The organism is Catellatospora sp. NPDC049609, assembly GCF_040675365.1.
Taxonomy (GTDB): domain Bacteria; phylum Actinomycetota; class Actinomycetes; order Mycobacteriales; family Micromonosporaceae; genus Catellatospora.
On record NZ_JBFAOU010000055.1, the window covers coordinates 19,602 to 45,107 of the forward strand.

Annotated in this window: 21 protein-coding genes and 2 pseudogenes; 1 reads left to right on the forward strand and 22 read right to left on the reverse strand. The window is 70.3% G+C overall.

The annotated features are described in order from the left end of the window. Positions 1-101 precede the first annotated feature (101 nt). On the forward strand, positions 102-2,243 hold the full coding sequence (locus AB0J67_RS17530; RefSeq protein WP_363483225.1) for a PhoX family phosphatase: 2,142 nt from the start codon (positions 102-104) through the stop codon (positions 2,241-2,243). Between the two features lie 56 nt (positions 2,244-2,299). Here the strand turns inward: AB0J67_RS17530 and AB0J67_RS17535 are convergent, their stop codons facing one another. From AB0J67_RS17535 to AB0J67_RS17640, 22 genes and pseudogenes are all read right to left on the reverse strand, one after another. Continuing rightward, on the reverse strand, positions 2,300-3,079 hold the full coding sequence (locus tag AB0J67_RS17535; RefSeq protein ID WP_363483228.1) for a helix-turn-helix domain-containing protein: 780 nt from the start codon (positions 3,077-3,079) through the stop codon (positions 2,300-2,302). Between the two features lie 245 nt (positions 3,080-3,324). Beyond that, a complete protein-coding gene (locus AB0J67_RS17540) occupies positions 3,325-4,344 on the reverse strand; it encodes a polyprenyl synthetase family protein (RefSeq protein WP_363483285.1) in 1,020 nt (339 codons plus the stop codon). A gap of 92 nt (positions 4,345-4,436) precedes the next feature. Beyond that, positions 4,437-5,987, reverse strand: coding sequence for an NADH-quinone oxidoreductase subunit NuoN (gene nuoN / locus AB0J67_RS17545; protein ID WP_363483230.1), 1,551 nt, complete (start codon positions 5,985-5,987; stop codon positions 4,437-4,439). Positions 5,988-5,989: 2 nt separating this feature from the next. Then, the gene (locus AB0J67_RS17550; RefSeq protein ID WP_363483233.1) at positions 5,990-7,537 is read right to left on the reverse strand and encodes an NADH-quinone oxidoreductase subunit M; all 1,548 of its coding nucleotides are present in this window, start codon (positions 7,535-7,537) and stop codon (positions 5,990-5,992) included. Between the two features lie 2 nt (positions 7,538-7,539). Beyond that, positions 7,540-9,501 (reverse strand): NADH-quinone oxidoreductase subunit L, encoded by a 1,962-nt coding sequence (gene nuoL / locus AB0J67_RS17555; protein WP_363483237.1) that lies wholly within the window; start codon positions 9,499-9,501, stop codon positions 7,540-7,542. A gap of 7 nt (positions 9,502-9,508) precedes the next feature. Then, positions 9,509-9,808 (reverse strand): NADH-quinone oxidoreductase subunit NuoK, encoded by a 300-nt coding sequence (gene nuoK / locus AB0J67_RS17560; protein ID WP_363483240.1) that lies wholly within the window; start codon positions 9,806-9,808, stop codon positions 9,509-9,511. A 3-nt stretch (positions 9,809-9,811) separates the two neighbouring features. Next, positions 9,812-10,588: an NADH-quinone oxidoreductase subunit J gene (locus tag AB0J67_RS17565; RefSeq protein ID WP_363483243.1), complete on the reverse strand. Its 777-nt coding sequence runs from the start codon at positions 10,586-10,588 to the stop codon at positions 9,812-9,814. A gap of 5 nt (positions 10,589-10,593) precedes the next feature. Further along, a pseudogene (gene nuoI, locus AB0J67_RS17570) lies at positions 10,594-11,121 on the reverse strand (NADH-quinone oxidoreductase subunit NuoI); the annotation flags it as partial. 1 nt (position 11,122) lies between these two features. After that, the gene (gene nuoH, locus AB0J67_RS17575; protein ID WP_363483246.1) at positions 11,123-12,502 is read right to left on the reverse strand and encodes an NADH-quinone oxidoreductase subunit NuoH; all 1,380 of its coding nucleotides are present in this window, start codon (positions 12,500-12,502) and stop codon (positions 11,123-11,125) included. Continuing rightward, on the reverse strand, positions 12,499-14,931 hold the full coding sequence (locus AB0J67_RS17580; RefSeq protein WP_363483249.1) for an NADH-quinone oxidoreductase subunit G: 2,433 nt from the start codon (positions 14,929-14,931) through the stop codon (positions 12,499-12,501). Before AB0J67_RS17580 ends, nuoH begins: the two co-directional genes overlap by 4 nt. 2 nt (positions 14,932-14,933) lie before the next feature. Then, on the reverse strand, positions 14,934-16,250 hold the full coding sequence (nuoF, locus tag AB0J67_RS17585; protein WP_363483252.1) for an NADH-quinone oxidoreductase subunit NuoF: 1,317 nt from the start codon (positions 16,248-16,250) through the stop codon (positions 14,934-14,936). Between the two features lie 11 nt (positions 16,251-16,261). Further along, positions 16,262-16,948: pseudogene (gene nuoE / locus AB0J67_RS17590) on the reverse strand (NADH-quinone oxidoreductase subunit NuoE); the annotation flags it as partial. A 17-nt stretch (positions 16,949-16,965) separates the two neighbouring features. Further along, entirely contained in the window at positions 16,966-18,294 is a 1,329-nt protein-coding gene (locus tag AB0J67_RS17595; RefSeq protein ID WP_363483255.1) for an NADH-quinone oxidoreductase subunit D, read from the reverse strand. A gap of 55 nt (positions 18,295-18,349) precedes the next feature. Next, complete coding sequence (locus tag AB0J67_RS17600; protein WP_363483258.1) at positions 18,350-18,988, reverse strand: NADH-quinone oxidoreductase subunit C; 639 nt, start codon at positions 18,986-18,988, stop codon at positions 18,350-18,352. Between the two features lie 70 nt (positions 18,989-19,058). Continuing rightward, on the reverse strand, positions 19,059-19,715 hold the full coding sequence (locus AB0J67_RS17605) for an NADH-quinone oxidoreductase subunit B family protein (RefSeq protein ID WP_363483261.1): 657 nt from the start codon (positions 19,713-19,715) through the stop codon (positions 19,059-19,061). A gap of 1 nt (position 19,716) precedes the next feature. Next, positions 19,717-20,085, reverse strand: a complete 369-nt coding sequence (locus tag AB0J67_RS17610) for an NADH-quinone oxidoreductase subunit A (RefSeq protein ID WP_363483264.1) — start codon at positions 20,083-20,085, stop codon at positions 19,717-19,719. A 78-nt stretch (positions 20,086-20,163) separates the two neighbouring features. Further along, positions 20,164-21,435 (reverse strand): geranylgeranyl reductase family protein, encoded by a 1,272-nt coding sequence (locus AB0J67_RS17615; protein ID WP_363483267.1) that lies wholly within the window; start codon positions 21,433-21,435, stop codon positions 20,164-20,166. Between the two features lie 377 nt (positions 21,436-21,812). After that, the gene (locus AB0J67_RS17620; RefSeq protein ID WP_363483270.1) at positions 21,813-22,079 is read right to left on the reverse strand and encodes a hypothetical protein; all 267 of its coding nucleotides are present in this window, start codon (positions 22,077-22,079) and stop codon (positions 21,813-21,815) included. A 49-nt stretch (positions 22,080-22,128) separates the two neighbouring features. Next, positions 22,129-22,824 carry a demethylmenaquinone methyltransferase gene (locus AB0J67_RS17625; protein ID WP_363483273.1) on the reverse strand — a complete coding sequence of 232 codons (696 nt, stop codon included), beginning with the start codon at positions 22,822-22,824 and terminating at the stop codon, positions 22,129-22,131. 54 nt (positions 22,825-22,878) lie between these two features. Continuing rightward, positions 22,879-23,631: a hypothetical protein gene (locus AB0J67_RS17630; protein ID WP_363483276.1), complete on the reverse strand. Its 753-nt coding sequence runs from the start codon at positions 23,629-23,631 to the stop codon at positions 22,879-22,881. A 212-nt stretch (positions 23,632-23,843) separates the two neighbouring features. Beyond that, positions 23,844-25,034, reverse strand: a complete 1,191-nt coding sequence (gene mqnC / locus AB0J67_RS17635; protein WP_363483279.1) for a cyclic dehypoxanthinyl futalosine synthase — start codon at positions 25,032-25,034, stop codon at positions 23,844-23,846. Between the two features lie 63 nt (positions 25,035-25,097). After that, the coding region (locus AB0J67_RS17640) for a 2Fe-2S iron-sulfur cluster-binding protein (protein WP_363483282.1) at positions 25,098-25,506 on the reverse strand (409 nt) is incomplete at its 5' end.

Genomic DNA, 25,506 nt, shown 5'->3' on the forward strand with positions numbered 1-25,506 from the left:
TTCATGAGGCGTTCATCGGTGGGCAGAGTCCGGCTCACCCTCGCTCCTTACGTTCCGGTCGACGGCACGAACTGTCGACCTCACGTATGGAGGCAACTCCCATGAACGAATCCCGCCGCCGGCTCCCCCTGCTCGGCGGGGACGGCCACAGCGGAGGCAGCAGGTCGGCCATGACCTGCCTGTACCGCTGCGGCAACGCGTGCGACCACCCGGCCCCGAACACGTCGGGCAACGAGTACTTCGGTGACGTCGTGCGGGCCGAGGTGTCCCGGCGCGGCGTGCTGCGGGCCGGGTCGGCCGGCGCCCTGGCGCTCGGCTTCGCCGGTGCCGCCGCCGGTGCCGCCGCACCCGCCTTCGCCGAGAGCCTGAGTGCCGGTGCCGGCGCGGGTGAGGCCGAGGGTTTCTCCACCACGTCGCTCACCCGGACCGGGCGGCCGATCGCGCTCACCTTCTCGCCGATCCCGCCGAACACGCTGGACAACCTCGTGGTGCCCAACGGGTACGACCACAACGTGATCATCCGGTGGGGCGACGAGGTGGTGCCCGGCGCAGCCGACTTCGACCCCGCGCACCAGACCGGCGCCACCCAGTCCAAGCAGTTCGGGTACAACAACGACTTCGTCGCGGTGCTGCCGCTGGGGCGGGGCGGCGACCGCGCCCTGCTGGTCTGCAACCACGAGTACACCAACGAGGAGCTGATGTTCCCGGGCTTCACCGGCCTGGACGCGCTCACCCCGGACCAGGTCAGGGCCACCATCGCCGCGCACGGCATGTCGGTCGTCGAGCTGGAGCGCGTCGGGCGCACCGGGCAGTGGACGGTCGTCTCGCGCGGCCGGCGGGCGTACAACCGGCGCATCACCGGCCTGGCCACGGTGTTCGCGATGACCGGCCCGGCGGCGGGCTCGGCGCTGCTGAGGACCGCGGCCGACCCGACCGGCCGGAAGGTGATCGGCACCTTCAACAACTGCGCGGGCGGCGTCACCCCGTGGGGCACCGTGCTGTCGGGCGAGGAGAACTGGAACCAGTACTTCGTCGGCGGCGACGGCGCGCCGGAGGAGCACAAGGCCTCCCTGGCCCGCTACGGCGTGTCCACCTCGGCCCGCTACCCGAGCGGCTCGCGCAAGTGGGACCGGGTCGACGCCCGGTTCGACCTGACCGCGCACCCCAACGAGATCAACCGCCACGGCTGGATCGTGGAGGTCGACCCGTTCGACCCGGACTCGACCCCGCGCAAGCACACCGCGCTGGGCCGGTTCAAGCATGAGGGCGCGAACGTCATCGTCGCCGACAACGGCCACGTGGTGGCGTACATGGGCGACGACGAGCGGCACGACTACCTGTACAAGTTCGTCTCGCGGGACAGGATCGCGCGCGGCGACTCGTGGTGGGCCCGCAAGCAGAACCTGACCCTGCTGGAGTCCGGTGACCTCTACGTGGCGAAGCTGGGCTACACCAGCGCCGCCGAGATCGACGGCACCGGCAGGCTGCCCGCCGACGGCGCGTTCAACGGCACCGGTGTGTGGATCCCGCTGGTCAAGGACAACGTCTCGCGCGTGCCCGGCTGGACCGTGGAGCAGGTCCTGGTGCACACCCGGCTCGCGGCGGACCTGGTCGCACCGACCAAGATGGACCGTCCCGAGGACGTGGAGCCGAACCCGGTCACCGGGAAGATCTACGCCGCGCTGACCAACAACACCGCCCGCGGCACCACCGGCGGCCGCAACGCCCCGGCCGACGAGGCGAACCCGCGCAACGCCAACAAGCACGGCCACATCTTCGAGATCACCGAGGACGGCGGCGACCACACGGCCACCACCTTCACCTGGGCGGTCCCGATCGTCTGCGGCGACCCGGCGGACCCGTCGACCTATTTCATGGGGTACGACAAGAGCAAGGTCTCGCCGATCTCCTGCCCCGACAACCTCGCCTTCGACGCCGCCGGCAACCTGTGGATCTCCACCGACGGCAACGCGCTGGGCACCAACGACGGCCTGTTCGCGACCGCGCTCACGGGCCCGGAGGCCGGGCACCTCAAGCAGTTCCTGACCGTGCCCCGCGGCGCCGAGGCGTGCGGCCCGTTCATCAGCGTGGACAACCGCACCGTCTTCGTCGCCCCGCAGCACCCCGGCGAGATCAGCGGCGCCTCCATGGACAAACCCGCCAGCACCTGGCCCGACGGCGACTACGCCAAGCCCGGCATCGTCGGCGTCTGGCGCCTCGACGGCCGCCCGATCGGCTCCTGAACGCTCGCCCGAGGCCCCGCCCGGCCCCTGGGCGGGGCCTCGGCGTGCGCGGAGGGTCAGGCCGCGGCGGCGGTCGTGGTGGAGGTGACCGGCATGGTGAGGGCGGTCTTGAGGGAGCGGGCGGTGGCGTGCAGCCGCTCGCGGATGGCGGGCGCCTGCTTCACCAGGTCGACCGCGGGCAGCGCGCAGGCCACCACGAAACGCTGGCTCAGCTCGCCGGCGGTCTGCACGGACACCGACACGCAGGCCACCCCGGGCCGGAACTGCCCGATCTCCACCTGCATGCCGCGGCGCATCCCGGCCGCCAGATCCGCGTCGAGCGCGGCCGGGGAGCGCAGCGTGGCCTGGGTGAAGGCCCGCATGCCGTGCTCCTTCAGATACCGCTCGCGCTGCATGGGGTCGAGGGTGGCCAGCAGGCTCTTGCCCAGGGCGGTGGCGTGCGCGCCCTCGTCGAATCCGGGCACGAGGTCCTCGACGTGCGGCGACCGGGAACCCTCCGCCACCGCGGTGATCGCGATCCGGCCGTCGACGAAGCTGCCGAGGTAGTGGCTGTAGCCGATGTCGGCGCTCGCCTGCCGCAGCACCGCGCCGACCTCGGCCGGTCCACGCATCGCGCTGACCAGCTCGCGGAAGCGGTCGGCCACCGCCAGGCCCAGGGTGTACGCCCCGTCGGCGCGGCGCATCACGTAGCCCTGGTGGGCCAGCGTGCGCAGCATGCGGTACGCCGCGGCGATGGTGATGTCACACCGCCGCGCGATCTGCTTGGGGGACAGCCCGCCGGGGGACTCGCCCACCACCTCGAGCACCCGCAGCGCCCGCGCGACGCTGCTGACCATGTCCGATGGCGGAACCGCTGAATCTCGCACCGTCACCTCCATGCAGTCGCACCTACGATATGCAAATGCACGCCTGAGGTGAAGGCCCGCCAGCCAAAGAAATCCCTCGATCCAATGGGGACGGTCCGCGCACGTCGCGCCCCTTCTGGCACAACTCTTACGGAGTCGGCACAAAACACTCACCCCGATGGCGCGACTGCCGGCGGTCGCGCCACGGGGCGGGCGGGGTCAGGCGGGCCGGTGGGTCAGGCGATGCGGTCCGCGAGGACGTCGCACAGCGACTCGAGGGCGTCGCGGGCCGGGATGTGGGGCAGCCCGTGCAGCTGCGCCCGGGCCTGGTCCGCGTAGCCGCGCACGGTCTGCCGGGCCCGCTTGAGCGCGACGCTGTCGCGCAGCAGCTCCAGCGCCTCGGCGTGCAGCGCGTCGTCGGTGACCGGCCCGTCGGACAGGATCTGCCGCAGCCGCACCGCCGCCGGGTCGCTGTCCTGCGAGGCCAGCGCGTAGAGCACGGGCAGCGTCGGCACGCCCTCGCGCAGGTCGGTGCCCGGCGTCTTGCCCGACTCGGAGCTGTCGCTGGAGATGTCCAGCAGGTCGTCGGAGAGCTGGAAGGCCAGACCCAGGGTCTTCGCGTACGCGGTGAGCGCCTCGGTGGTCGCGGCGGGCGCGCCGGAGAACATGCCGCCGAACGTGGCGCAGGTGGCGAACAGCGAGCCGGTCTTGCCGGCCAGCACCTCGAGGTGGTGCTCGACCGGGTCCGCGTCACGCGGGCCGACGGTCTCGGCGATCTGGCCGTGCACGAGCTGCGCGAAGGTCTGTGCCTGGATGCGTACGGCGTCCGGTCCGAGACCCGCGGCCAGCTCGGCGGCGCGGGAGAAGAGGAAGTCGCCGACGAGGATGGCCAGCGAGTTGCCCCAGCGCGCGTTGGCGCTGGGCGTGCCGCGCCGGACGTGCGCCTCGTCCATCACGTCGTCGTGGTAGAGCGTGGCGACGTGCGTCAGCTCCAGCACCGCGGCCGCGTCGACCAGCTCGGGCGCGGTGGGGTCGCCGAAGTGCGCGCAGACCGCCACGAGCATCGGCCGGAATCGCTTGCCGCCGGCCTCCAGGAGGTGCTTGGCGGCCTCGGTGACGAAGGGGTCGGCCGACTCGACGCACTCTCGCAGGCGCTGCTCCACCAGCCCGAGGTTCGCCATGACCGAGGCCTCCAGGGCCGGGTCCTCGAAGCGGACACCGGTGCTTCGGGCGGTATGACCGTTCACGCTGCTCACCACGCTCTCACGATGCCACATGGCTTCGACATGATCGAAGCTCCCCCCATCACCTGACGGCAGCACGGGGGGAGCTTCGGACTCGCCTGGACCTATCGGATGAACTCGGACGCGCTGTTGGCGAGCTCGATCACCGGGCTCGGCCAGACACCGAGCACCAGCGTCGCCAGCACGCCGATCATGAGCGCCGCCGAGGTCAGCGCACCCGGGATGGACACGCTGGGGGTGTTCTCACCAGGCTCGCTCAGCCACATCATCACCACGACCCGGATGTACGGGAAGGCGAGGATGATGCTGCTCAGCACGCCGAAGAGCACCAGCCAGGTCTGGTCGCCGCCGATGGCCGCCCCGAACACCGCGAACTTGGCGGTGAAACCGCTGGTCAGCGGGATGCCCGCGAAGGCCAGCAGCAGGAACGTGAAGATGCCGGCGAACAGCGGCGACCGCTTGCCCAGACCCGCCCAGCGGGACAGGTGGGTGGCCTCCCCGTCGGCGTCGCGCACCAGGGTCAGCATCGCGAACGCGGCGATCACCAGGAAGCCGTACGCCACGAGGTAGAACATCATGCTGGACAGGCCGTCGACGCCGCCGCCGAGCACACCGACCAGCAGGTAGCCGGCGTTGGCGATGGACGAGTAGGCCAGCAGGCGCTTCAGGTCGGTCTGGGTGACCGCCAGGATCGCGCCGATCAGCATGGTCAGCACCGCGATGACGCCCAGCACCGGGGTGTAGTCCCAGGCCGTGCGGTCGAAGCCGACGTAGAGCACGCGGGCCAGGCCGCCGAACGCGGCGACCTTGGTGCAGGCCGCCATGAAGGCGGTGACCGGCGTCGGCGCGCCCTGGTACACATCCGGCGTCCACACGTGGAACGGCGCCGCGGCGGCCTTGAACAGCAGGCCGATGGCGAGCATGGCCAGACCGACCAGCAGCAGCACGATGTTGTTGGTCGAGGTGCCGACCGCGTTGTGGATGGTGCGGAAGTCGACCGCGCCCGCGTAGCCGTACACCATCGCCACGCCGAACAGGAAGAACGCCGAGGCGTACGCGCCGAGCAGGAAGTACTTGAGCGCCGCCTCCTGCGACAGCAGCCGCTTGCGGCGGGCCAGCGCGCAGAGCAGGTACAGCGGCAGCGAGAAGACTTCCAGCGCGATGAACATGACCAGCAGGTCGTTCGCGGTCACGAAGAGCATCATGCCGCCGATGGCGAACAGCACCAGCGGGTAGATCTCGGTCGCGCCCGGCGCCTTGGCCGCCTGCTGGCGGTCCTGCTCCGAGCCGACGGTGATCGCCGCCTGGGCCACGAACGGGCCGCCGTTCTCCAGCGTCCGCTCGCCGAACAGCAGCATCGACACGATGCCGAGCACCAGGATCGCGCCCTGCAGGAACAGGCCCGCGTGGTCGATCGACACCGCGCCGACGGCGGTCTGCGCGTTGTCCGCGGTCACGTCCGGCACCCGGGCCACCACCGCGACCAGTGCCGCCACCAGGGCCAGCAGGCCGAGCACCAGCTGGATGGTGTTGCGCCAGGCACGCGGGGCGAAGGCCTCGACGAGCACCCCGAGGCACGCCGCGCCGAACAGGATCAGCATCGGCAGCAGCGCCGCGTAGTCCAGCGCCGGCAGCTTGAGGACTGTTTCGCCCATGGTCAGTTTCCTGCTTCCACAGTGGAGGTGGCGGGCGCCGGATCGGCCCGCTCCGGGGTCACCACGTCAGACAGCGTGGCCTGCACCGCCGGGTTGATCACGTCGAGCACCGGCTTGGGGTAGAAGCCCAGCACGATCAGCAGGACGATGAGCGGCGCGACGACGATGCCCTCGCGCAGGTTCAGGTCCCGCTTCATCGGGGCGACGTCCTGCAGTGCCGGGTTCAGGTTGCCCTGCGTGGTCCGCTGGATCATCCAGAGCACGTACGCCGCGGCCAGGATGATGCCGACCGTCGCGATCACCGCCACCGTCTTGTTGACCGTGAACACGCCCAGCAGCACCAGGAACTCGCTGACGAACGGGGCCAGGCCCGGCAGCGCCAGCGACGCCATGCCGGCGATGAAGAAGATGCCCGCCAGCAGCGGCATCAGCTTGCCCGCGCCGCCGAAGTCGGTGACCAGCGTGCTGCCGCGCCGCGCCACGAACATGCCGACGACCAGGAACAGCAGGCCGGTGGCGAGACCGTGGTTGAGCATGTACAGCACCGCGCCGGAGCCGGCCTGGTAGGTGAAGGCGAAGATGCCGATGCCGATGAAGCCGAAGTGCGCGATCGAGGTGTAGCTGACCAGCCGCTTGAGGTCGTTCTGGCCGACCGCCAGCAGCGCGGCGTAGATGATGCCGACCAGCGACAGCGCGATCGCCCACGGCGCGAACCAGCGCGACGCCTCCGGGAACAGCGGGAGGCAGTAACGCAGGATGCCGAAGGTGCCGATCTTGTCCATCACGCCGACCAGCAGCGCCGCGGCGCCGGCCGGAGCCGCCCCGCCCGCGTCCGGCAGCCAGGTGTGGAACGGGAAGAACGGCGCCTTGATGGCGAACGCGATGAAGAAGCCGAGGAACAGCCACCGCTGCGCGGTGCTGGTGAAGTCGGCGTTCGTCAGCGTCTGCCAGCCGAAGGTGTGGCCGCCCAGCACCCACATGCCGATGACCGCGGCCAGCATGAACAGACCGCCGACCAGCGAGTAGAGGAAGAACTTCACCGCGGCGTACTGGCGCTGCTTGGCCGGCACGTCACTGCCGAACGAGCCGATGATGAAGTACATCGGCACCAGCATGACCTCGAAGAAGAGGTAGAAGAGCAGCACGTCGGCGGAGGTGAAGGTGCCGATCATGGTGCCCTGCAGCGCCAGCAGCAGCGCGAAGTACGCCGGGACGCTGCGCTTGCTGCGCTCGGCGTCGTGCCAGCTGGCCAGGATCACCAGCGGGGTCAGCAGCGCGGTCAGCGCCAGCATCACCAGCGCGATGCCGTCGATGCCGAAGGCGAACTTGGCACCCCACGCCGGGATCCAGGTGTAGGACTCCTGCAGCTGCAGCCGCTGGGTGGTGTCGCCCGCCTTGAACGCGAACCACGCCGCGACCGTGACGCCGAGCACCACCAGCGAGACGATCAGCGCCAGCCGCTTGGCCAGCTCCGGCTTGCTGCGCGGGACGAACGCGACCGCCAGCGCGCCGACCAGCGGCGCCAGGGTCAGGATTGACAGGTATTTCATCGTTATCCCATCCAGCCGAGCTGCACCACGGCGAAGGCGCCGAGCACCAGCACCGCGCCGAGAAGCATCGAGAGTGCGTACGACCGCACGAAGCCGGTCTGGAGCCGCCGCAGCCTGCCCGAGCCCCCGCCGACGAGCGCCGCGAGACCGTTGACCAGGCCGTCGACGCCCTTGTTGTCGACGAAGACCAGCGCGCGGGTGAGCCAGTTGCCCGGCTTCTCGAACACGGCCTCGTTGAAGGCGTCGGTGTAGAGGTTGTTGCGGGCGGCGGTGACCAGCGGGCCCGCGGGCTGCGGGACCAGGGCGGTGCCATTGCGGAACAGGGCGTAGGCGAAGGCCGCGCCGCCCACCGACAGCACCAGGCTCAGCACCGTGATGGCCAGGTGGCCCATCTTCGGGTGCTCCTCGGTCGGCGGGCCCACCACGGGGGTGAGCCACTCGGCGACCGGGGACGCCATCAGCGCGCCCGCGACGACCGAGCCGAGCGCCAGCAGGATCAGCGGGATCGTCATGACCAGCGGCGACTCGTGCGGGTGCTGGTCGACCGAGCCCTCCTTGGCGGTCGTCCACCGCTTCGGCCCGTGGAAGGTGAGGATGAACAGGCGGGTCATGTAGAAGGCGGTCAGGCCCGCGCCGATCAGCGCCGCGAGGCCGTAGAGCCAGCCGGTCCAGCCGGGCCGCGCGAAGGCGGCCACGATGATCGGCTCCTTGGTGAAGAAGCCGCTCAGCGGCGGGATGCCGATGATGGCCAGCCAGCCCATCATGAAGGTCAGCCAGGTGATCCTCATGTACTTCCACAGCCCGCCGAAGCGGCGGATATCCACCTGGTCGTTCATGCCGTGCATGACCGAGCCGGCGCCGAGGAACATGTTGGCCTTGAAGAAGCCGTGCGCCAGCAGGTGGATGATGGCCAGCGCGTACGCGCCGCCGCCGAGCCCGACGCCCAGGAACATGTAGCCGATCTGGGAGACGGTCGACCAGGCGAGCACCCGCTTGATGTCGTCCTTGGCGGTGCCGATGATGCAGCCCAGCAGCAGCGTCAGCGCGCCGACGCTGACCACGACCGTCTGCAGCGTGAGGTTCGCCGAGAAGATCGGGTTGGACCGGGCGATCAGGTAGACACCGGCGGTCACCATCGTCGCGGCGTGGATCAGGGCCGAGACCGGGGTCGGGCCCTCCATCGCGTCGGGCAACCACGCCTGCAGCGGGAACTGGCCGGACTTGCCGCACGCGCCGAGCAGCAGCAGCAGGCCCAGGATCAGCACCGTGGTGGCCGGCAGCAGGCCGACCTCGCTGAACACGACGTCGTAGTTGACCGAGCCGAACTGGAAGAACATCAGGAAGATGCCGATCACCAGGCCCGCGTCGCCGACGCGGTTCATGATGAACGCCTTCTTGCCGGCGGTGGCCGCGGACGGCCTGCCGTACCAGAAGGAGATCAGCAGGTAGGACGCGAGACCGACGCCCTCCCAGCCGAAGTACAGCATCACGAAGTTGTTGCCCAGCACCAGCAGCAGCATCGCCGCGATGAACAGGTTGAAGTACCCGAAGAAGCGGCGGCGGCCCTCGTCGTGGGCCATGTAGCCGGTCGCGTACACGTGGATCAGGAAGCCCACGCCGGTGATCAGCAGCACGAAGCACGCCGCCAGCGGGTCGAACAGCAGGCCGAAGTCGACCTGCAGGTTGCCCACCGGGATGAAGCTGTAGAGGTCCTGCTGCACGGCCCGGTTGGGCAGGTCGCGCAGCTGGAAGAACATGCTCAGGCCGAGCCCGAAGGAGGCGAGCACCGTCGCGCAGCCGAGCCAGTGGCCCCACTTGTCGGTCCAGCGGCCGAACAGCAGCAGGATCGCCGCGCCGACCGCCGGGATGGCGATGAGCAGCCACATGTACGAGAGCAGGCCCGTGGCTTGCGCGTAGACGACGGGCGCCTGCACCGCTTCGGCAGGCATCAGGGTCACTTCCATGTCAGCCTCAGTACTTCAGCAGGTTCGCGTCGTCGACACTCGCGGAGCGTCGCGTGCGGAAGATCGACATGATGATGGCCAGACCGACCACGACCTCGGCCGCGGCCACCACCATCGAGAAGAAGGCCATCACCTGGCCGTCCAGCGTCCCGTTCATCCGGGCGAAGGTCACCAGCGCGAGGTTCGCGGCGTTGAGCATGAGCTCGATGCACATGAACAGCACGATGGCGTTGCGCCGGATGAGGACGCCGACCGCGCCGATGCTGAACAGCACGGCGGCCAGCACGATGTAGAAGACGGGGGTCATCGGTCACTTCCCCTCGGTGTGCTTGTTGGCGATCTCGGCCGCGGTCAGCTCGCGCGTCGGCAGGATCGGCGAGATGCTCCGCTCGGCCGGGGAGCCGTCCGGCAGCTTCGCCGGGGTCGCCACCGAGGTGGAGTTCGCGAAGACACCCGGGCCGGCCTTCGGGCCGGGGTAGTTGCCCGGCTGGAAGCGCTCGCGCATCTTCGCCGGCTGGCCGACCCGCTCGCCCTCGGCCCGCTCGCGGTGGGCCAGCAGCATCGCGCCGACCGCCGCCGTGATGAGCAGGGCGGAGGTGACCTCGAAGATGTAGACGTACTTGGTGAACAGCAGCGAGGCGATGCCCTGCACGTTGCCGTTGGCGTTGGCGGCGTCCAGCCCGGCCGGCACGACGCCCTCCAGGGCGCGGGCCAGGCCGGTGCCGAGCAGGCCCGCCAGGCCCACGCCGAGGATCACCGCGACGACCTTCTGGCCGCGCAGCGTCTCGATCACCGAGTCGGAGGCGTCCCGGCCCACCAGCATCAGCACGAACAGGAACAGCATCATGATGGCGCCGGTGTAGACGATGATCTGCACCATGCCGATGAACGGCCCGGCCTGCACGATGTAGAACACGCCCAGGCTGAGCATGGTCAGCACCAGCCACAGCGCCGAGTGCACCGCGTTGCGCGCGATCACCATGCCCAGCGCGCCGATCAGGGCGACCGGGGCCAGCAGGAAGAAGACCCACTTCTCCCCGGTGGACACCTCACCCGCGGCGGCGAGCACCGAAGTTGCGAGTGTCATCGGGTCTCAGCTCCCGCCGACGTGCCCGGGTTGGTGACCGAGCCCAGGTAGTAGTCCTTCTCCGTGTCGCCCAGCCGCATCGGGTGCGGGGGCTGCTCCATGCCCGGCAGCAGCGGCGCGAGCAGCTGCTCCTTCGTGAAGATCAGGTCGGTGCGGTTGTCGCGGGCCAGCTCGTACTCGTTGCTCATGGTGAGCGAGCGGGTCGGGCAGGCCTCGATGCACAGGCCGCAGAAGATGCACCGCGCGTAGTTGATCTGGTAGTTGGACGCGTACCGCTCACCCGGGGAGAAGCGCTCCTCGGTGGTGTTGTCCGCGCCCTCGACGAAGATCGCGTCCGCCGGGCAGGCCCAGGCGCACAGCTCACAGCCGATGCACTTCTCCAGACCGTCCGGCCACCGGTTGAGGATGTGCCGCCCGTGGTAGCGCGGCGCGGTCGCGTCCGGCTTCTCCGGGTACTCCGTGGTGACGGTCTTCTTGAACATGTGCGAGAAGGTCACGCCGAAGCCCTTGACGGCACCCGTGAACGTACCCACGTCACACCTCCTTCTCGGTGGCGGAGACGGTCTCCCGCTCGGCGGTCAGGCGCTTGGCCCGGGGGTTGACCGGCACCTGCAGGTCCATCGGCGGCAGCGGGAAGCTGCCCTCGGGGCGCTTGGCCACCTGCTCCTCGACCGTCAGCACCGGCTCCTGCTTCTTCTGCGGCCACAGCAGCGCCAGCAGCACGACCACCGCGAGCGGGAGGCCGACGAAGATCATCCGGTCCATCGTGCCGAGGCCCGACTTCTGCACCGTGAGGAACAGGGCGACGGCCAGGATCCAGACCAGGTTGGCCGGGATGAGCACCTTCCAGCCGAAGCGCATGAACTGGTCGTAGCGCAGCCGGGGCAGCGTGCCCCGCAGCCAGACGAAGACGAACAGCAGCAGCAGCACCTTGATGGTGAACCACAGCAGCCCCCACCAGCCGGAGTTGATCCACGGCGCGAAGCTCTCGAACGACGTCGGCATCCGCCAGCCGCCCAGGAACAGCGTCGCGCACAGGCCCGACACGGTCACCATGTTGATGTACTCGGCCAGGAAGAACAGCGCGAACTTCAGCGACGAGTACTCGGTGTGGAAGCCGCCGACCAGCTCCGACTCGGCCTCGGGGAGGTCGAACGGGGCGCGGTTGGTCTCACCGACCGCCGAGATGGCGTAGATGATGAAGCTCGGGAACAGCAGCAGGAAGAACCAGCCGCCAATCGGGATGTTGATGTTCCCGAAGGGCAGCGCCAGCGAGTGGCCGACCGCCTGCGCGTTGACGATCTCCGAGGTGCTCATCGTGCCGGACAGCATGAAGACCGCCACGAACGACAGGCCCATGGCGACCTCGTACGAGATCAGCTGGGCGCTGGAGCGCAGGCCGCCGAGCAGCGGGTAGGTCGAGCCCGAGGCCCAGCCGCCCAGCACGATGCCGTAGATGCCCATGCCCGAGCAGGCCAGCACCAGCAGCACCGCCACCGAGATGTCGGTCAGCTGCAGCGGCGTCTTCGTGCCGAACATCGACACGAACGGCCCGAACGGCATGATCGAGAACGCGGTGAACGCGCACACGGTCGAGATCACCGGCGCGATGAAGAAGACCACCTTGTCCGCCTTGAGCGGCATGATGTCTTCCTTGAACGCCAGCTTCAGGCCGTCGGCCAGCGACTGGAGCAGACCGAAGGGACCGTGCCGGTTCGGGCCGGGACGCACCTGCATCCGGGCCACCACACGGCGCTCGTACCAGATGGTGAACAGCGTCATCACCACGAGGAAGACGAAGACGCCGACCACCTTGATGAGGACGATCCACCACGGGTCTTTCCCGAAGTCGACCAGGGTCGGATCGCCGGTCGTCGGGTCCTCGGCGAGGAATCCGATAGGGGCGAGGATCATTTGCTCGTTCCTCCGCTCACGGTCACGACCGCACCGGGGACCGCGCCGAGCGTGCGGCGCAGGGTCGAGCCCGGCGAGTTGGTCGGCACCCAGACGACGTCATCGGCGATCTCGGTGATCGCGGCCGGCAGGGTGATCGCACCCCGCGCGGTGCCCACGGTCACCGGGTCGCCGTCGGCGACACCCAGCGCGGTGGCGCGGGCCTTCGACAGGCGCACCACCGGCGGGCGGGCGGTGCCGGCCAGCACCTCGTCGCCGTCGGTGAGGCTGCCCAGGTCGATCAGCTGCGCCCAGCTGGCCAGGACGGCCTCGTTCGGCTTCAGCTGCGGCGCGGCGGCGCCTACCTCGGCCGGGACCGACACGCGGGGCGCGCCGGTCGCGGGCAGGCTGCCCAGCTCACGGCGGATCGCCAGCACGTCGGCGGTGCCCAGGGTCACGCCCATCCGCGCCGCCAGGGAGTCCAGCACCCGGGCGTCGGTCAGCTTGGCGCCCATGTTCGGGGTGTCCAGCGCCTGCTCGTAGGTGCGCAGGCGGCCCTCCCAGTTCACGTACGAGCCGGCCTTCTCGGCCGCCGCGGCGACCGGGAACACCACGTTCGCGCGCCGGGCGACCGCGCTCATGCGCAGCTCCAGCGAGACCAGGAAGCCGACCTTGTCCAGCGCCTCCTCGGCGGCCTTCGGGTCGGCCAGGTCGGCCGGGTCGACGCCCGCCACGACCAGCGCGCCCAGCTTGCCGGCGGCGGCCGCGGCCAGCATCGCGTCGGTGTCCCGGCCGGCCTGGCTGGAGATCACACCGGCGGCGACGCCCCAGGCGGCGGAGAGCTCGGCCCGCGCCGCCGCCTCGGCGACCGCGCGGCCGCCGGGGAGCAGGTTGGGCAGGCAGCCCGCGTCGACCGCGCCGCGGTCACCCGCGCGCCGCGGCACCCAGGCCAGCTTCGCGCCGGTGCGCGAGGCCAGCGCCGCCGCGGCCGAGAAGCCGCCGCGGACCGTGGCCAGCCGCTCGCCCACCAGGACGATCGTGGACGGGTCCACGTCCTCCAGGTTGGACAGCACGGCCGGCTCCTGGCCGGGCACGCACTCGACCAGCGTCGCGCCGGCCTTCTCGGTGCCCCGGGTCAGGAACGGGGCCACCGAGGTGACCTTGAGCTTGCCCTTGGCCGCCGCCTTGCGCAGGCGCAGCAGGACGATCGGGCTCTCCTCCTCCGGCTCGAAGCCGACCAGCACGACGTGCCGGGCCTGCTCCAGGTCGGTGTAGGTGACCGGCTGCTCGCCGACCACCGACGACGCCAGGAACTCGGCCTCCTCGGCCGACAGCGGGCGGGCCCGGAAGTCGATGTCGTTGCTGCCCAGCACGATGCGGGTGAACTTCGCGTACGCGTACGCGTCCTCCACGGTCAGCCGGCCGCCGGTCAGCACGCCGACGCCGTACGCGCCGTCACGCGCGGCCCGCAGGCCCTCGGCGGCGACGGTCAGCGCCTCGGTCCAGGAGGCCTCGCGCAGCTCGCCGGTCTCCTTGTCGCGCACCAGCGGCGTGGTGAGCCGGTCGAAGGCGGTGGCGTAGCGGAAGCCCCACCGGCCCTTGTCGCAGTTCCACTCCTCGTTGACCTGCGGGTCGTTGCCGGCCAGCCGGCGCAGCACCTTGCCGCGGCGGTGGTCGGTGCGCATGTCGCAGCCCGACGCGCAGTGCTCGCACTTGCTCTCCGAGGAGACCAGGTCGAACGGGCGCGCGCGGAAGCGGTACTGCTCGCTGGTCAGCGCGCCGACCGGGCAGATCTGGATCGTGTTGCCCGAGAAGTACGAGTTGAACGGCACCTCGGGCGCGTTCTCCTCGTCGTCGCCGAAGAAGCTGTCGCTGTAGACGTTAATCTGCTCGGCGGACGAGCGCTCCATCAGGTCGATGAACTTGTCGCCCGCGATCTCCTCGGAGAACCGGGTGCAGCGCTGGCAGAGCACGCAGCGCTCCCGGTCCAGCAGCACCTGCGAGGAGATGTTGATCGGCTTCTCGTACTCGCGCTTGTGCTCGTGGAACCGCGACTCCGGCCGGCCGACCTGCATCGCCTGGTTCTGCAGCGGGCACTCGCCGCCCTTGTCGCACATCGGGCAGTCCAGCGGGTGGTTGATGAGCAGCAGCTCCATCACACCCTCCTGGGCCTTGCGGGCCACCTCGGAGGTGAGCTGCGTACGCACCACCATGCCGTCGGCCACCGTCTGGGTGCACGAGGCGACCGGCTTGCGCTGGCCCTCCACGTCCACCAGGCACTGGCGGCAGGCGCCGGCCGGGGCCAGCAGCGGGTGGTCGCAGAACCGCGGGATGTCGATGCCCAGCCGCTCGGCGGTGCGGATGACCAGCTCGCCCTTGGGCGCGGTCACCTCGATGCCGTCGATGGTGAGCGTGACGGTGTCGGTGTGCTTCTGTACTTCCTGGCTCATTGTCAGTGCGCTCCTGCCAGGGCGGCGGCGCTGAGCTTCGGCGCCTTGCGACCCTCGATGTAGTCCAGGTAGTCCTGCTTGAAGTACTGCAGCGAGGAGGTCACCGGGCTGGTCGCGCCGTCACCGAGACCGCAGAAGGAGCGGCCCAGGATGTTGCTGGCGGTGTCCAGCAGGGTGTCCAGGTCCTCGAGCGTGCCCTCGCCGGAGAGGATGCGCCGGTACACCCGGACCATCCAGTAGTTGCCCTCCCGGCACGGGGTGCACTTGCCGCACGACTCGTGGTGGTAGAACTCCAGCCAGCGGTAGGTCGCGTAGACCGGGCAGTCCTGGTCGCTGAAGATCTGGGTGGCCGTGGTGCCGAGGATCGAGCCCGCCGCGGCGACCGACTCGAAGTCCATCGCGGTGTCGATGTGGTCGCCGGTCAGCAGCGGCGTGGAGGACCCGCCCGGGGTCCAGAAGCGCAGCTGGTGGCCGTCCTGCATACCGCCGGCCAGCTCGATCAGCTCGCGCAGCGTGATGCCCATCGAGCACTCGTACTGGCCCGGGTTCTTGATCCGGCCGGACAGCGAGTAGATCATCGGGCCGGACGACTTCTCGGTGCCCATCGTCTTCCACCAGGCCGCGCCGCCCAGCACGATGTACGGCACGCTGGCGATGGTGCCCACGTTGTTGACGACCGTCGGGCTGGCGTAGAGGCCGTGCGTCGCCGGGAACGGCGGGCGCAGGCGCGGCTGGCCGCGGAAGCCCTCCAGCGAGTCCAGCAGCGCCGTCTCCTCGCCGCAGATGTACGCGCCCGCGCCGGAGTGCACCACCAGGTCCAGGTCGTACCCGCTGCCCAGGATGTTCTTGCCGAGGTAGCCGGCCTTGTACGCCTCGGCCACCGCGTGGCGCAGCCGCCGCGCGGCGTGCACCGCCTCACCGCGGATGTAGATGTAGGCGCGGTTGGCCCGAATCGCGTACGAGCCGATGATGACGCCCTCGACCAGCGAGTGCGGGTCGTGCGTCATCAGCGGCAGGTCCTTGCAGGTGCCCGGCTCGCCCTCGTCGGCGTTGACGACCAGGTAGTGCGGCTTGCCGTCGTTCTGCGGGATGAAGCCCCACTTGAGGCCCGTCGGGAAGCCCGCGCCGCCGCGGCCGCGCAGGCCGGAGTCCTTGATCAGGGCGATCAGGTCGTCCGGGTGCACGGCCAGCGCCTTGCGCAGGGCCGCGTAGCCGTCGAGGCGCTCGTACACGTCCAGCCGCCACGCGTCCGGCGACAGCCAGCGCTTGGTCAGGACCGGAGTGAGCTTGTCGAGAACGGCCTTGCTGGGCGTCGTCACTTCGCCGCCTCCTTCGAGGGAGTCGGGATGGGCGTGTTGATGTCGAAACCGGCCGGGCTGATCCCGTGCTGCTGCGCCAGGCGTACGCCGCGCAGCGTGGAGTCGCCCGCCGGGCCGTCGGCGACCGCGCCCTCGCGCTCGTCGGCGAAGCCCGCCAGCTGGACCGACATCTCCTTCAGCGAGCACAGCCGGGCGCCGCGGGACGGCATCGGCCGCTGCCCGGACTTGAGCTTGCCGACGACGTCGAGCGCGCTCTCCGGGGTCACGTTGTCGAAGAAGTCGTAGTTGACGGTGAGCACCGGGCCGTAGTCGCACGCGGCGAGGCACTCGGCGTGCTCCAGCGTGATCTTGCCGTCCTCGGTGGTCTCGTCGTGCCCGACGCCGAGGGCGTCGGACAGGGTGTCGTACACCTCCTGGCCGCCGAGCACGTTGCACATCGTGTTGGTGCACACGCTGACCAGGTACTCACCGGTCGGGCGGCGCTTGTACATGGTGTAGAACGTGGCGACCGCGCCGACCTGCGCCTTGGTCAGCCCGAGCTGCTCGGCGCAGAACGCGACGCCGGCCGGGGAGACGTACCCCTCGACCGACTGCACCAGGTGCAGCATCGGCAGCAGCGCCGAGCGCTCGCGGCCCTCCGGGTAGCGCGCCACGATCTCGCGCGCCCGCTCCCGGGTCTCCTGGTCGAACACGTCCACTGCCTTCTCCGGCGCTGTCATCGGTCACACCCACCCATCACCGGGTCGAGGCTGGCCCCACCCGCGATCACATCGGCCAGCAGGCCGCCCTCGGCCATCGCGGGGATGGCCTGCAGGTTCACGAAGCTGGGTTCCCGCATGTGGACCCGGAACGGCCGGGTGCCACCGTCGGAGACCACGTGCGCGCCCAGCTCGCCGCGCGGCGCCTCGATCGGCACGTACACCTGGCCGGCCGGGACCCGGAAGCCCTCGGTGACCAGCTTGAAGTGGTGGATCAGCGACTCCATCGACTGACCCATGATGTGCGCGACGTGCTCCAGCGAGTTGCCGAGGCCGTCGTTGCCGATCGCGAGCTGCGCCGGCCAGGCGATCTTGCGGTCCTCGACCATGATCGGGCCGGGCTTGAGCCGGTCCAGCGCCTGCTCGACGAGCTTGAGCGACTCGCGCATCTCGGCCAGGCGCACCTCGTAGCGGCCCCACACGTCGGCGGTCTGCGCCGTCGGCACGTCGAACTCGTACGTCTCGTACCCGCAGTACGGCATGGTCTTGCGCAGGTCCCAGGGCAGGCCGGCGCTGCGCAGCACCGGGCCGGTGATGCCGAGCGCCACGCAGCCGGTGACGTCCAGCACCGCGATGCCCTTGGTGCGCGCGGTCCAGATCGGCTGGCCGGAGAGCAGGTCCTCGTACTCCTTGAGCCGCTGCGGCATGAAGCCCAGGAACTCGCGGATCTTCGTGATCGCCTCGTCCGGCACGTCCTGCGACACGCCGCCCGGCCGGACGTACGCCATGTTCATGCGCAGACCGGTGATCATCTCGAAGATGTCGAGGATGAACTCACGCTCGCGGAAGCCGTAGATCATCATCGACAGCGCGCCGAGCTCCATACCGGTCGTGGCCAGCCACACCAGGTGGGAGGAGATCCGGTTGAGCTCCATCATCAGCACGCGGATGGTGGTGGCGCGCTCGGTGATCTGGTCCTCGATGCCCAGCAGCTTCTCCACCGCGAGGCAGTACGCCGTCTCGTTGAAGATCGGCGCGAGGTAGTCCATGCGGGTCACGAACGTGGAGCCCTGCGTCCAGGTGCGGTACTCCATGTTCTTCTCGATGCCGGTGTGCAGGTAGCCGACCACGGTACGGGCGTCGGTGACGGTCTCGCCCTCGAGCTCCAGCACCAGCCGCAGCACGCCGTGCGTGGACGGGTGCTGCGGGCCCATGTTCACGACGATGCGCTCGTCGTGGATCGGGTCGACGCCCGACAACAGGGTGTCCCAGTCGCCACCGGTGACGGTGAAGACCTTGCCCTCGGTCGTCTCGCGCTCCTGCGCGTATCCAGGGTTGCTGCTCATCCCTGCCTCCTCGGGGTGGCGCTTGCGGGACTCCGCTTCGCTACGTTCCTCGCGCTCACCGGTACGCCCTCCGCGTGTCGGGCGGCGGGATCTCGGCGCCCTTGTACTCGACCGGCACGCCGCCCAGCGGGTAGTCCTTGCGCTGCGGGTGGCCGTCCCAGTCGTCCGGCATGAGGATCCGGGTCAGGTTCGGGTGGCCCTCGAAGATGACGCCGAACATGTCGTAGGCCTCGCGCTCCTGCCAGTCCGCGGTCGGGTAGACCGAGGTCACGCTGGGCAGGCGGGGCTGGTCGGCGGTCACCGCGCACTCCAGCCGGATGCGGCGCCGGTAGGTCATCGAGGTGAGGTGGTACGCCACGTGCAGGCGGCGCTCCTCGGTGATGTAGTCGACGCCCGAGACCGACGAGCACAGCTCGAACCGCAGCGACTCGTCGTCGCGCAGGATCTGGCACACCTCGGCGATCTTCGCCGGGACGATGTGCAGGGTCAGCTCGCCGCGGTCGATGACCACGCGCTCGATCGCGTCGGCGAAGCCCGGATAGGCCTCCTCCAGCGCGTCCACGATCTCGTCGAACCAGCCGCCGTACGGCCGCTGCGCCTCCAGCTGGATCGGCCGCTTGCGGACCAGGCCGCCGAAGCCGGAGGTGTCACCGCTGCCGGTGACGCCGAAGAGTCCTTCAGCTCGCTCGCTCATGCCGTCGCCTCGCTTCGCTCACCGACGACCTGAGCAACCTGCTGCAACATGGTTCGCTCGCGCTGCTCGCTCACCGGTGCGTCCCCTTCTCCATCCACTTCTGGATCCGCAGCTGCTCCTCGCGGCCCTCGGCGACGGCCTGCTCCCACTCGGCGCGCAGCGCCTTGTTGTAGCGGTAGCTCGACGGCATCGCGCCCGGCGCGACCACGGGCTTGCCCTCGCGGGCCTCCTTGGCGGCCAGCATCTTGCGGCCGCCGGCGCCCAGCGGCTCGGCGAGGATCTTGTCGTGCAGCTTCAGGATCGCGTCGAGCAGCATCTCCGGCCGCGGCGGGCAGCCCGGCAGGTACATGTCGACGGGGACGATGTGGTCCACGCCCTGCACGATCGCGTAGTTGTTGAACATGCCGCCCGACGACGCGCAGACACCCATGGACAGCACCCACTTGGGGTCGGGCATCTGGTCGTAGATCTGCCGCAGCACCGGGGCCATCTTCTGGCTCACCCGGCCCGCGACGATCATCAGGTCGGCCTGGCGGGGCGACGCCCGGAAGACCTCCATGCCGAAGCGGCCCGAGTCGAACCGGGCCGCACCGGTGGCCATCATCTCGATGGCGCAGCAGGCCAGGCCGAAGGTGGCCGGCCAGAAGCTGGCCTTACGGGTCCAGTTGACGAGCCCCTGGACGGTGGTGAGCAGCACCCCGGAGGGGAGCTTCTCTTCGAGTCCCATGTCAGTCCCAATCCAGGCCGCCGCGACGCCATACGTAGGCGTACGCGACGAACACCGTGCCGATGAACAGAACCATCTCCACGAAGACGAACCAGCCCTCGAACGCGTCGAAACTGACCGCCCACGGGTAGAGGAAGATGATCTCGATGTCGAAGATGATGAAGAGCATCGCGGTCAAGTAGAACTTGATCGGAAAGCGTCCGCCGCCGACGGGCTGAGGGGTCGGCTCGATGCCGCATTCGTAGGCGTCGAGCTTCGCCTTGTTGAAGCGGCGGGGTCCAATGAAGGGTGCGGCCGTGACCGAGAAAAGCCCGAAGGCCGCGGCCAGCGCGAAGAGCCCAACGATGGGCACGTACGCGGAGAGCGTCACCTGCCTGCGTCCTTTCTTCCCGGTGAACTGTGTGTTTCGCCTGCTTGCAGCTCGGTATGATCCTCGCCCCGCGGCCCGCTACACCGCGGGTGCCACGCGGGACATGGCATTGATGATCCGGTCCATGGCGTCTCCGTCACGCGGATCGGTGAGGTTGGCCAGCAGTTTGAGCACGAACCGCATGAGCGTGGGATGCGGCATGCCGTGCTTCGTGGCCACCTTCATCACCTGAGGATTCCCGATCAGCTTCACGAAGATGCCGCCAATGCGGTAGTAACCACCGAATCGGCGCTTGAGCTCGGTCGCGTACGCCTGCAGCGCCAGCTCCCGGGCCGGACCCGCCGGGCGGGCCAGCGCCTGGATCAGCACGTCCGCGGCCAGCTGGCCCGACTCCATCGCGTACGCGATGCCCTCGCCGTTGAAGGGGTTGACCATGCCGCCGGAGTCACCCACCAGCATCATGCCCCGTGTGTAGTGGGGCGTGCGGTTGAACCCCATGGGCAGGGCCGCGCCGAGGGTCTTGCCGTCGGCGTTGGCCTCGTCGTTCAGGCCCCACTCCGCTGGCGTGCCGCCCAGCCAGTCGGTGAGCATGTTGCGGTAGTTCGTCGCCTGGTAGGCCTTCGACGAGTTGAGCACGCCCAGGCCCACGTTGACCCGGCCGTCGCCCAGCCCGAAGATCCAGCCGTAACCCGGAAGCTGCGCGCTGCCGGCCTCCCGGCTGCGCAGCTCGAGCCACGACTCCAGGTAGTCGTCGTTCGTCTTGACCGGGCATCGGTAGTAGCGGCGCACCGCGACGCCCATCGGCCGGTCCTCGCGCTTGGCCATGCCCAGCGCCAGCGCGAAGCGCCCGGAGACGCCGTCCGCGGCGACCACCAGGTGCGCGCGCAGCGTCCTGGTGCCCTCGGCGGTCTTCACCTCGACGCCGACCACGCGGCCGTCGGCGTCCAGCACCGGGCCGGTCACGTTGTGGCCGGTGCGCAGCTGGGCACCGGCGGCGACGGCCCGCTGGGCGAGCATGTCGTCGAAGTCCATCCGGGTGCGCACGAGGCCGAAGTCGGGGAAGCTGGCCAGGTCGGGCCAGTCCAGCTCCAGCCGGACGCCGCCGCCGATCACGCGCAGGCCCTTGTTGTGCAGCCAGCCCGCCTCGGGGCTGACGTCGACGCCCATGTCGATCAGCTGCTTGACCGCGCGCGGGGTCAGCCCGTCGCCGCAGACCTTCTCCCGGGGGAACTCGGTCTTCTCCAGCAGCAGCACCCGTGCACCGTGCTTGGCGAGGTGGTACGCGGCGGCGGAGCCACCCGGACCGGCACCAACGACGATCACGTCGGCATCGATATCGGTCGGTGTCATGCTCACCTCCACCTCTACCTGAACGTTCGTTCGGGGCTCGTGAAAGTCTTCACAAGCCAGTCCGGCGAGCAGTCTAGAACTGCGCCGAGACCCCGTAATGGTTAGGTGACCCTAACCATGAATCAACCCCCGAAACCGCTCCCACCAGCCGGACCCAGGTCCCCCCACCCCGACCCCGCCCACCCCCGCTGCCGCAACTCTTAACGAGTCGGCCCCTCGCACCCGCGACGAAGCCGCGACTCTTTAAGAATTGCGGGATGTAGGGGTGCCGTCCGGCGTCGCGGGCGGGCGGGCTCGTCCGGCGTCGGAGGCGGGCGGGCTCGTCCGCGGTCGCGGCGGTGGGAGTCGCCCGTCGCGGCGGGGCGGCGCGGAGGCGGTCAGGTGTGCTGCGGAGATTCGGGGGGTGCTGCGGTGCCGTCCTGGCCCGGCGGGACGTCGGCAAGGACCGGGGGCGGCGCGGCAGGCGTGCGCGACGACGGCGCGGTGTCGGGGACGTCGACGGGCGCGACGGTGCCGGCCGGGCGAGCGGCGGCGCGGGCGGCGGCACGCCTGCGGGCGGCCTCCTCCAGGTCGGCGACGCGCACCGGCGGCTCGCCGTACCCGCCGCCGAGAAAGCCGATCACGGCGCTCTCGTCGTCCCCCATGGTCTGATCGTGCGGCGGCGGCGCCGCCGGTGTCCGGGAAACGGCCGGATCAGGCCGGGCGGACCGCCTTGTGCAGAGCCACGATGCCACCGGTCAGGTTGCGCCACTTCACCTGCGACCACGTGTTCTCGCCGATGATCGTGGCGAACTCGCGCTGGTCGGGCCACGCCCGGATGGACTCGGCGAGGTAGACGTACGCCTCGGGGTTGCTGGCGACCTTGCGTGCCACCGCGGGCAGCGAGCGCATCAGGTACTGCAGGTACACGGTGCGGAACGCGCCGTTGGTGGGGTGCGAGAACTCGCAGATGACCATGCGCCCGCCGGGCTTGGTGACCCGGGCCAGCTCGCGCAAGGCCGCGGGCGTGTTCGCCACGTTGCGGATGACGAAGGACGTGGTCACCGCGTCGAAGGTCTGGTCCGGGAACGGCAGCGCCAGCGCGTCGCCCGCGACCAGCGGCACCTGCGGCCGGTCGCGGCGGCCCACCGCCAGCATGCCCAGGGACAGGTCGAGGCCCACCACGTACGCGCCCGAGCGGGCGAGCTCCTCGGTGGAGACGCCGGTGCCGGCGCCGAGGTCGAGCACCTTCTCGCCCGGCTTGAGGCTCAGCGCGGCGCGGGTCGCCCGGCGCCAGCCCTTGTCCTGGCCGAACGACAGCACGGAGTTGGTCTTGTCGTACTTCTCCGCAACCCCGTCGAACATCGAGGCGATCTCGTGCGGCTCTTTATCCAGGTCTGCGCGGCTCACAGCGTCACTCTGCCAAACGCGGCGCGGCGGCGCTGCGGCGGCTGCCACACTGCGCTACTCCTCGCCGTCATCGTCGCCGCCGGAGCGGTCGCGCCACAGGAACGCGGCACCGCCGAGCCCGACCAGCCCGAACAGCACCGCGCCGATCCCGATCAGCATGAAGCCGCTGCTGGTGGAGTCCTTCCCGGCGGGCGGCGGCTGCTCCGCGGCGGCCGGTTCGGTGCTGTCGCCGGCGACCGGGTCCTCGGTCGCCTCGGGGCTCAGGCTCTGCTGCGGCGACGGGCTCGCGCTCGCCCGCGCCGACGGCCGGGCCGACGCCTTCGGCGACGCGCTCGGCTGCGGCTTGGTCACGCCGTTGACCACGATGTTCGTGGCGTCGTTCGCCTTCTTCGGGTCGCAGCCGCAGGCCACGGTGAACAGGCCCGGGGCGGTGACCTTGGCGACGATCTTCAACTGGAGGTCCTGGTAGCTGCCCTTCGGCTGGGCCGCGACGGCCACCCGCCAGCCCGCGCCGAGCTGGCAGCGCGCCGTGGTCCGGGCCTGGTTGAACTCGCAGTTGGTGGCGCCGTTCGCGCGGACGATCACGGTGCCGGCCGGGGCGCGGAACCCGAGGGTCACCTCCTTGCCGCCGATCACGTCCGGACCGTGGTTGGCGATGCCCAGCGGCACGCTCACGGTCGCCCCGATCGCGCCCTGGCGGCCGTCGCGGGAGAGTGCGGCGAGGTCGGAGCCCGCCGCCCAGGCGGGTGCGGCGGCGGTCCCCACCGCCGCGAGCAGCGCCACGAGCAGCGCCGCGATCCTGGTCATGCCACGCGCCATCGATGTCCCCCCGAGGTCACGGTCAGGAGGACCCTAATCGCCGCCGCCGCGACCGGCCCATAGTCCGATCAGGCACAGCGCCCGAACGGGGCCGGCAGGGGACCGGTCCGCAGGGATGATCGCCATCTCAGGTCAGCACCTGGAGCCAGACTCCGCATCGTGACCGTGAACAGCGATCATGCCCCCGCCCGCGACGCGACTCAACGCGCGTCGACCAGCGGAAGTTGGCGGCCGACGCCGCCGCCCTCGATCGCGATCGAGGAGAAGTGGGAGGTGACGCGCTCGTCGGTCGGGTCGTCGGCGGGCGTCCAATGCACGTTGAGGTGGCGGTACAGCGTGTCGCGCTGGGCCGGGATGCGGCCGGCGGTGCGGATGAGCTGGACCAGGTCGTGCAGGTTGGACCGGTGCTTGGCGCCCGCGGAGGAGATGACGTTCTCCTCCAGCATGATCGAGCCGAGGTCGTCGACGCCCATGTGCAGCGCGAGCTGGCCGACGTCCTTGCCGGTGGTCAGCCAGGACGCCTGCAGGTGCGCCACGTTGTCGAAGAAGAGCCGGGCCACCGCGATCAGGCGCAGGTACTCCAGCGAGGTGGCCTGCGTGCGCCCCTTGAGGTGGTTGTTCTCAGGCTGGTAGGTCCACGGGATGAAGGCGCGGAACCCGCCGGTGCGGTCCTGCACGTCGCGGATCATGCGCAGGTGCTCGATGCGCTCGGCGTTGGTCTCGCCGGTGCCCATCATCATGGTCGCGGTGGACTCGACGCCGTGCCGGTGCGCCACCTCCATGACCTCCAGCCAGCGCGCGCCGGACTCCTTGAGCGGGGCGATCGCCTTGCGGGGGCGGTCGGGCAGCATCTCCGCGCCGGCGCCCGCGATCGAGTCGAGGCCGGCCGCCTTGATGCGGACCACAGCCTCCTCGATGGACACGCCGGAGACCTTGGCCATGTGCAGGATCTCACTGGGCCCGATCGAGTGGATCATGAGGTCCGGGTACGCCTGCTTCACCGAGGCGAACAGGGTCTCGTAGTACTCCACGCCGTACTCGGGGTGGTGGCCGCCCTGCAGCATCACCTGCGTGGCGCCCAGCTCGACCGCCTCGCCGCAGCGGCGCAGGATCTCGGCGGTGTCGTGGGTCCAGCCCTCGGCGTGCTTGGGCGCGCGGTAGAACGCGCAGAACTTGCACGCCGTCACGCAGACGTTCGTGTAGTTGATGTTGCGGTCGATCAGGTACGTGACGATGCCCTCGGGGTAGCGCCGACGGCGCACCGCGTCAGCCGCCTCACCCAGCGCGTGGAACGGCGCCTCGGTGTAGAGCAGCAGCGCCTCCTCGGCGCTGATCCGGCCGCCGTCGGCGGCCCGCTGCACGATGCTGTCGATCTCCCTGTTCGCACTCACGCCCCCGAGACTAACCGGTCCCCACCGGCCCGAGGCCGCCTGGTCGGTCACACCCGGGGCCGATCAGGCGTCGAAGTCGAGCGAGAGCGTGTCCGTGGTGGGGCTGGACTGGCAGGTGAGGACGTAGCCGGCGGCCAGCTCGTCGGGCTCCAGCGCCCAGTTCGCGGCCATCTGCACGGAGCCGGTGACGACCTTGGCGCGGCAGGTCGAGCAGACGCCGCCCTTGCAGGCGTACGGCAGCTCGCCGCGGTGCCGGAGCGCGGCGTCCAGCACCCGCTCGCCGCGGTCCATGGTGAAGTCGGTGGAGCGTCCGTCCAGGAGGATCGAGACCTCGACGTCGCCGCCCGCGACGGCGACCGGCGGCGGGGGCGGCTCCTCGGCGCGGAACAGCTCGACGTGCACCTTGCCGGCCGCGCCGACCGCGGCCAGCGCGTCGCGGGCCGACCGGACCACGCCCAGCGGCCCGCACCTG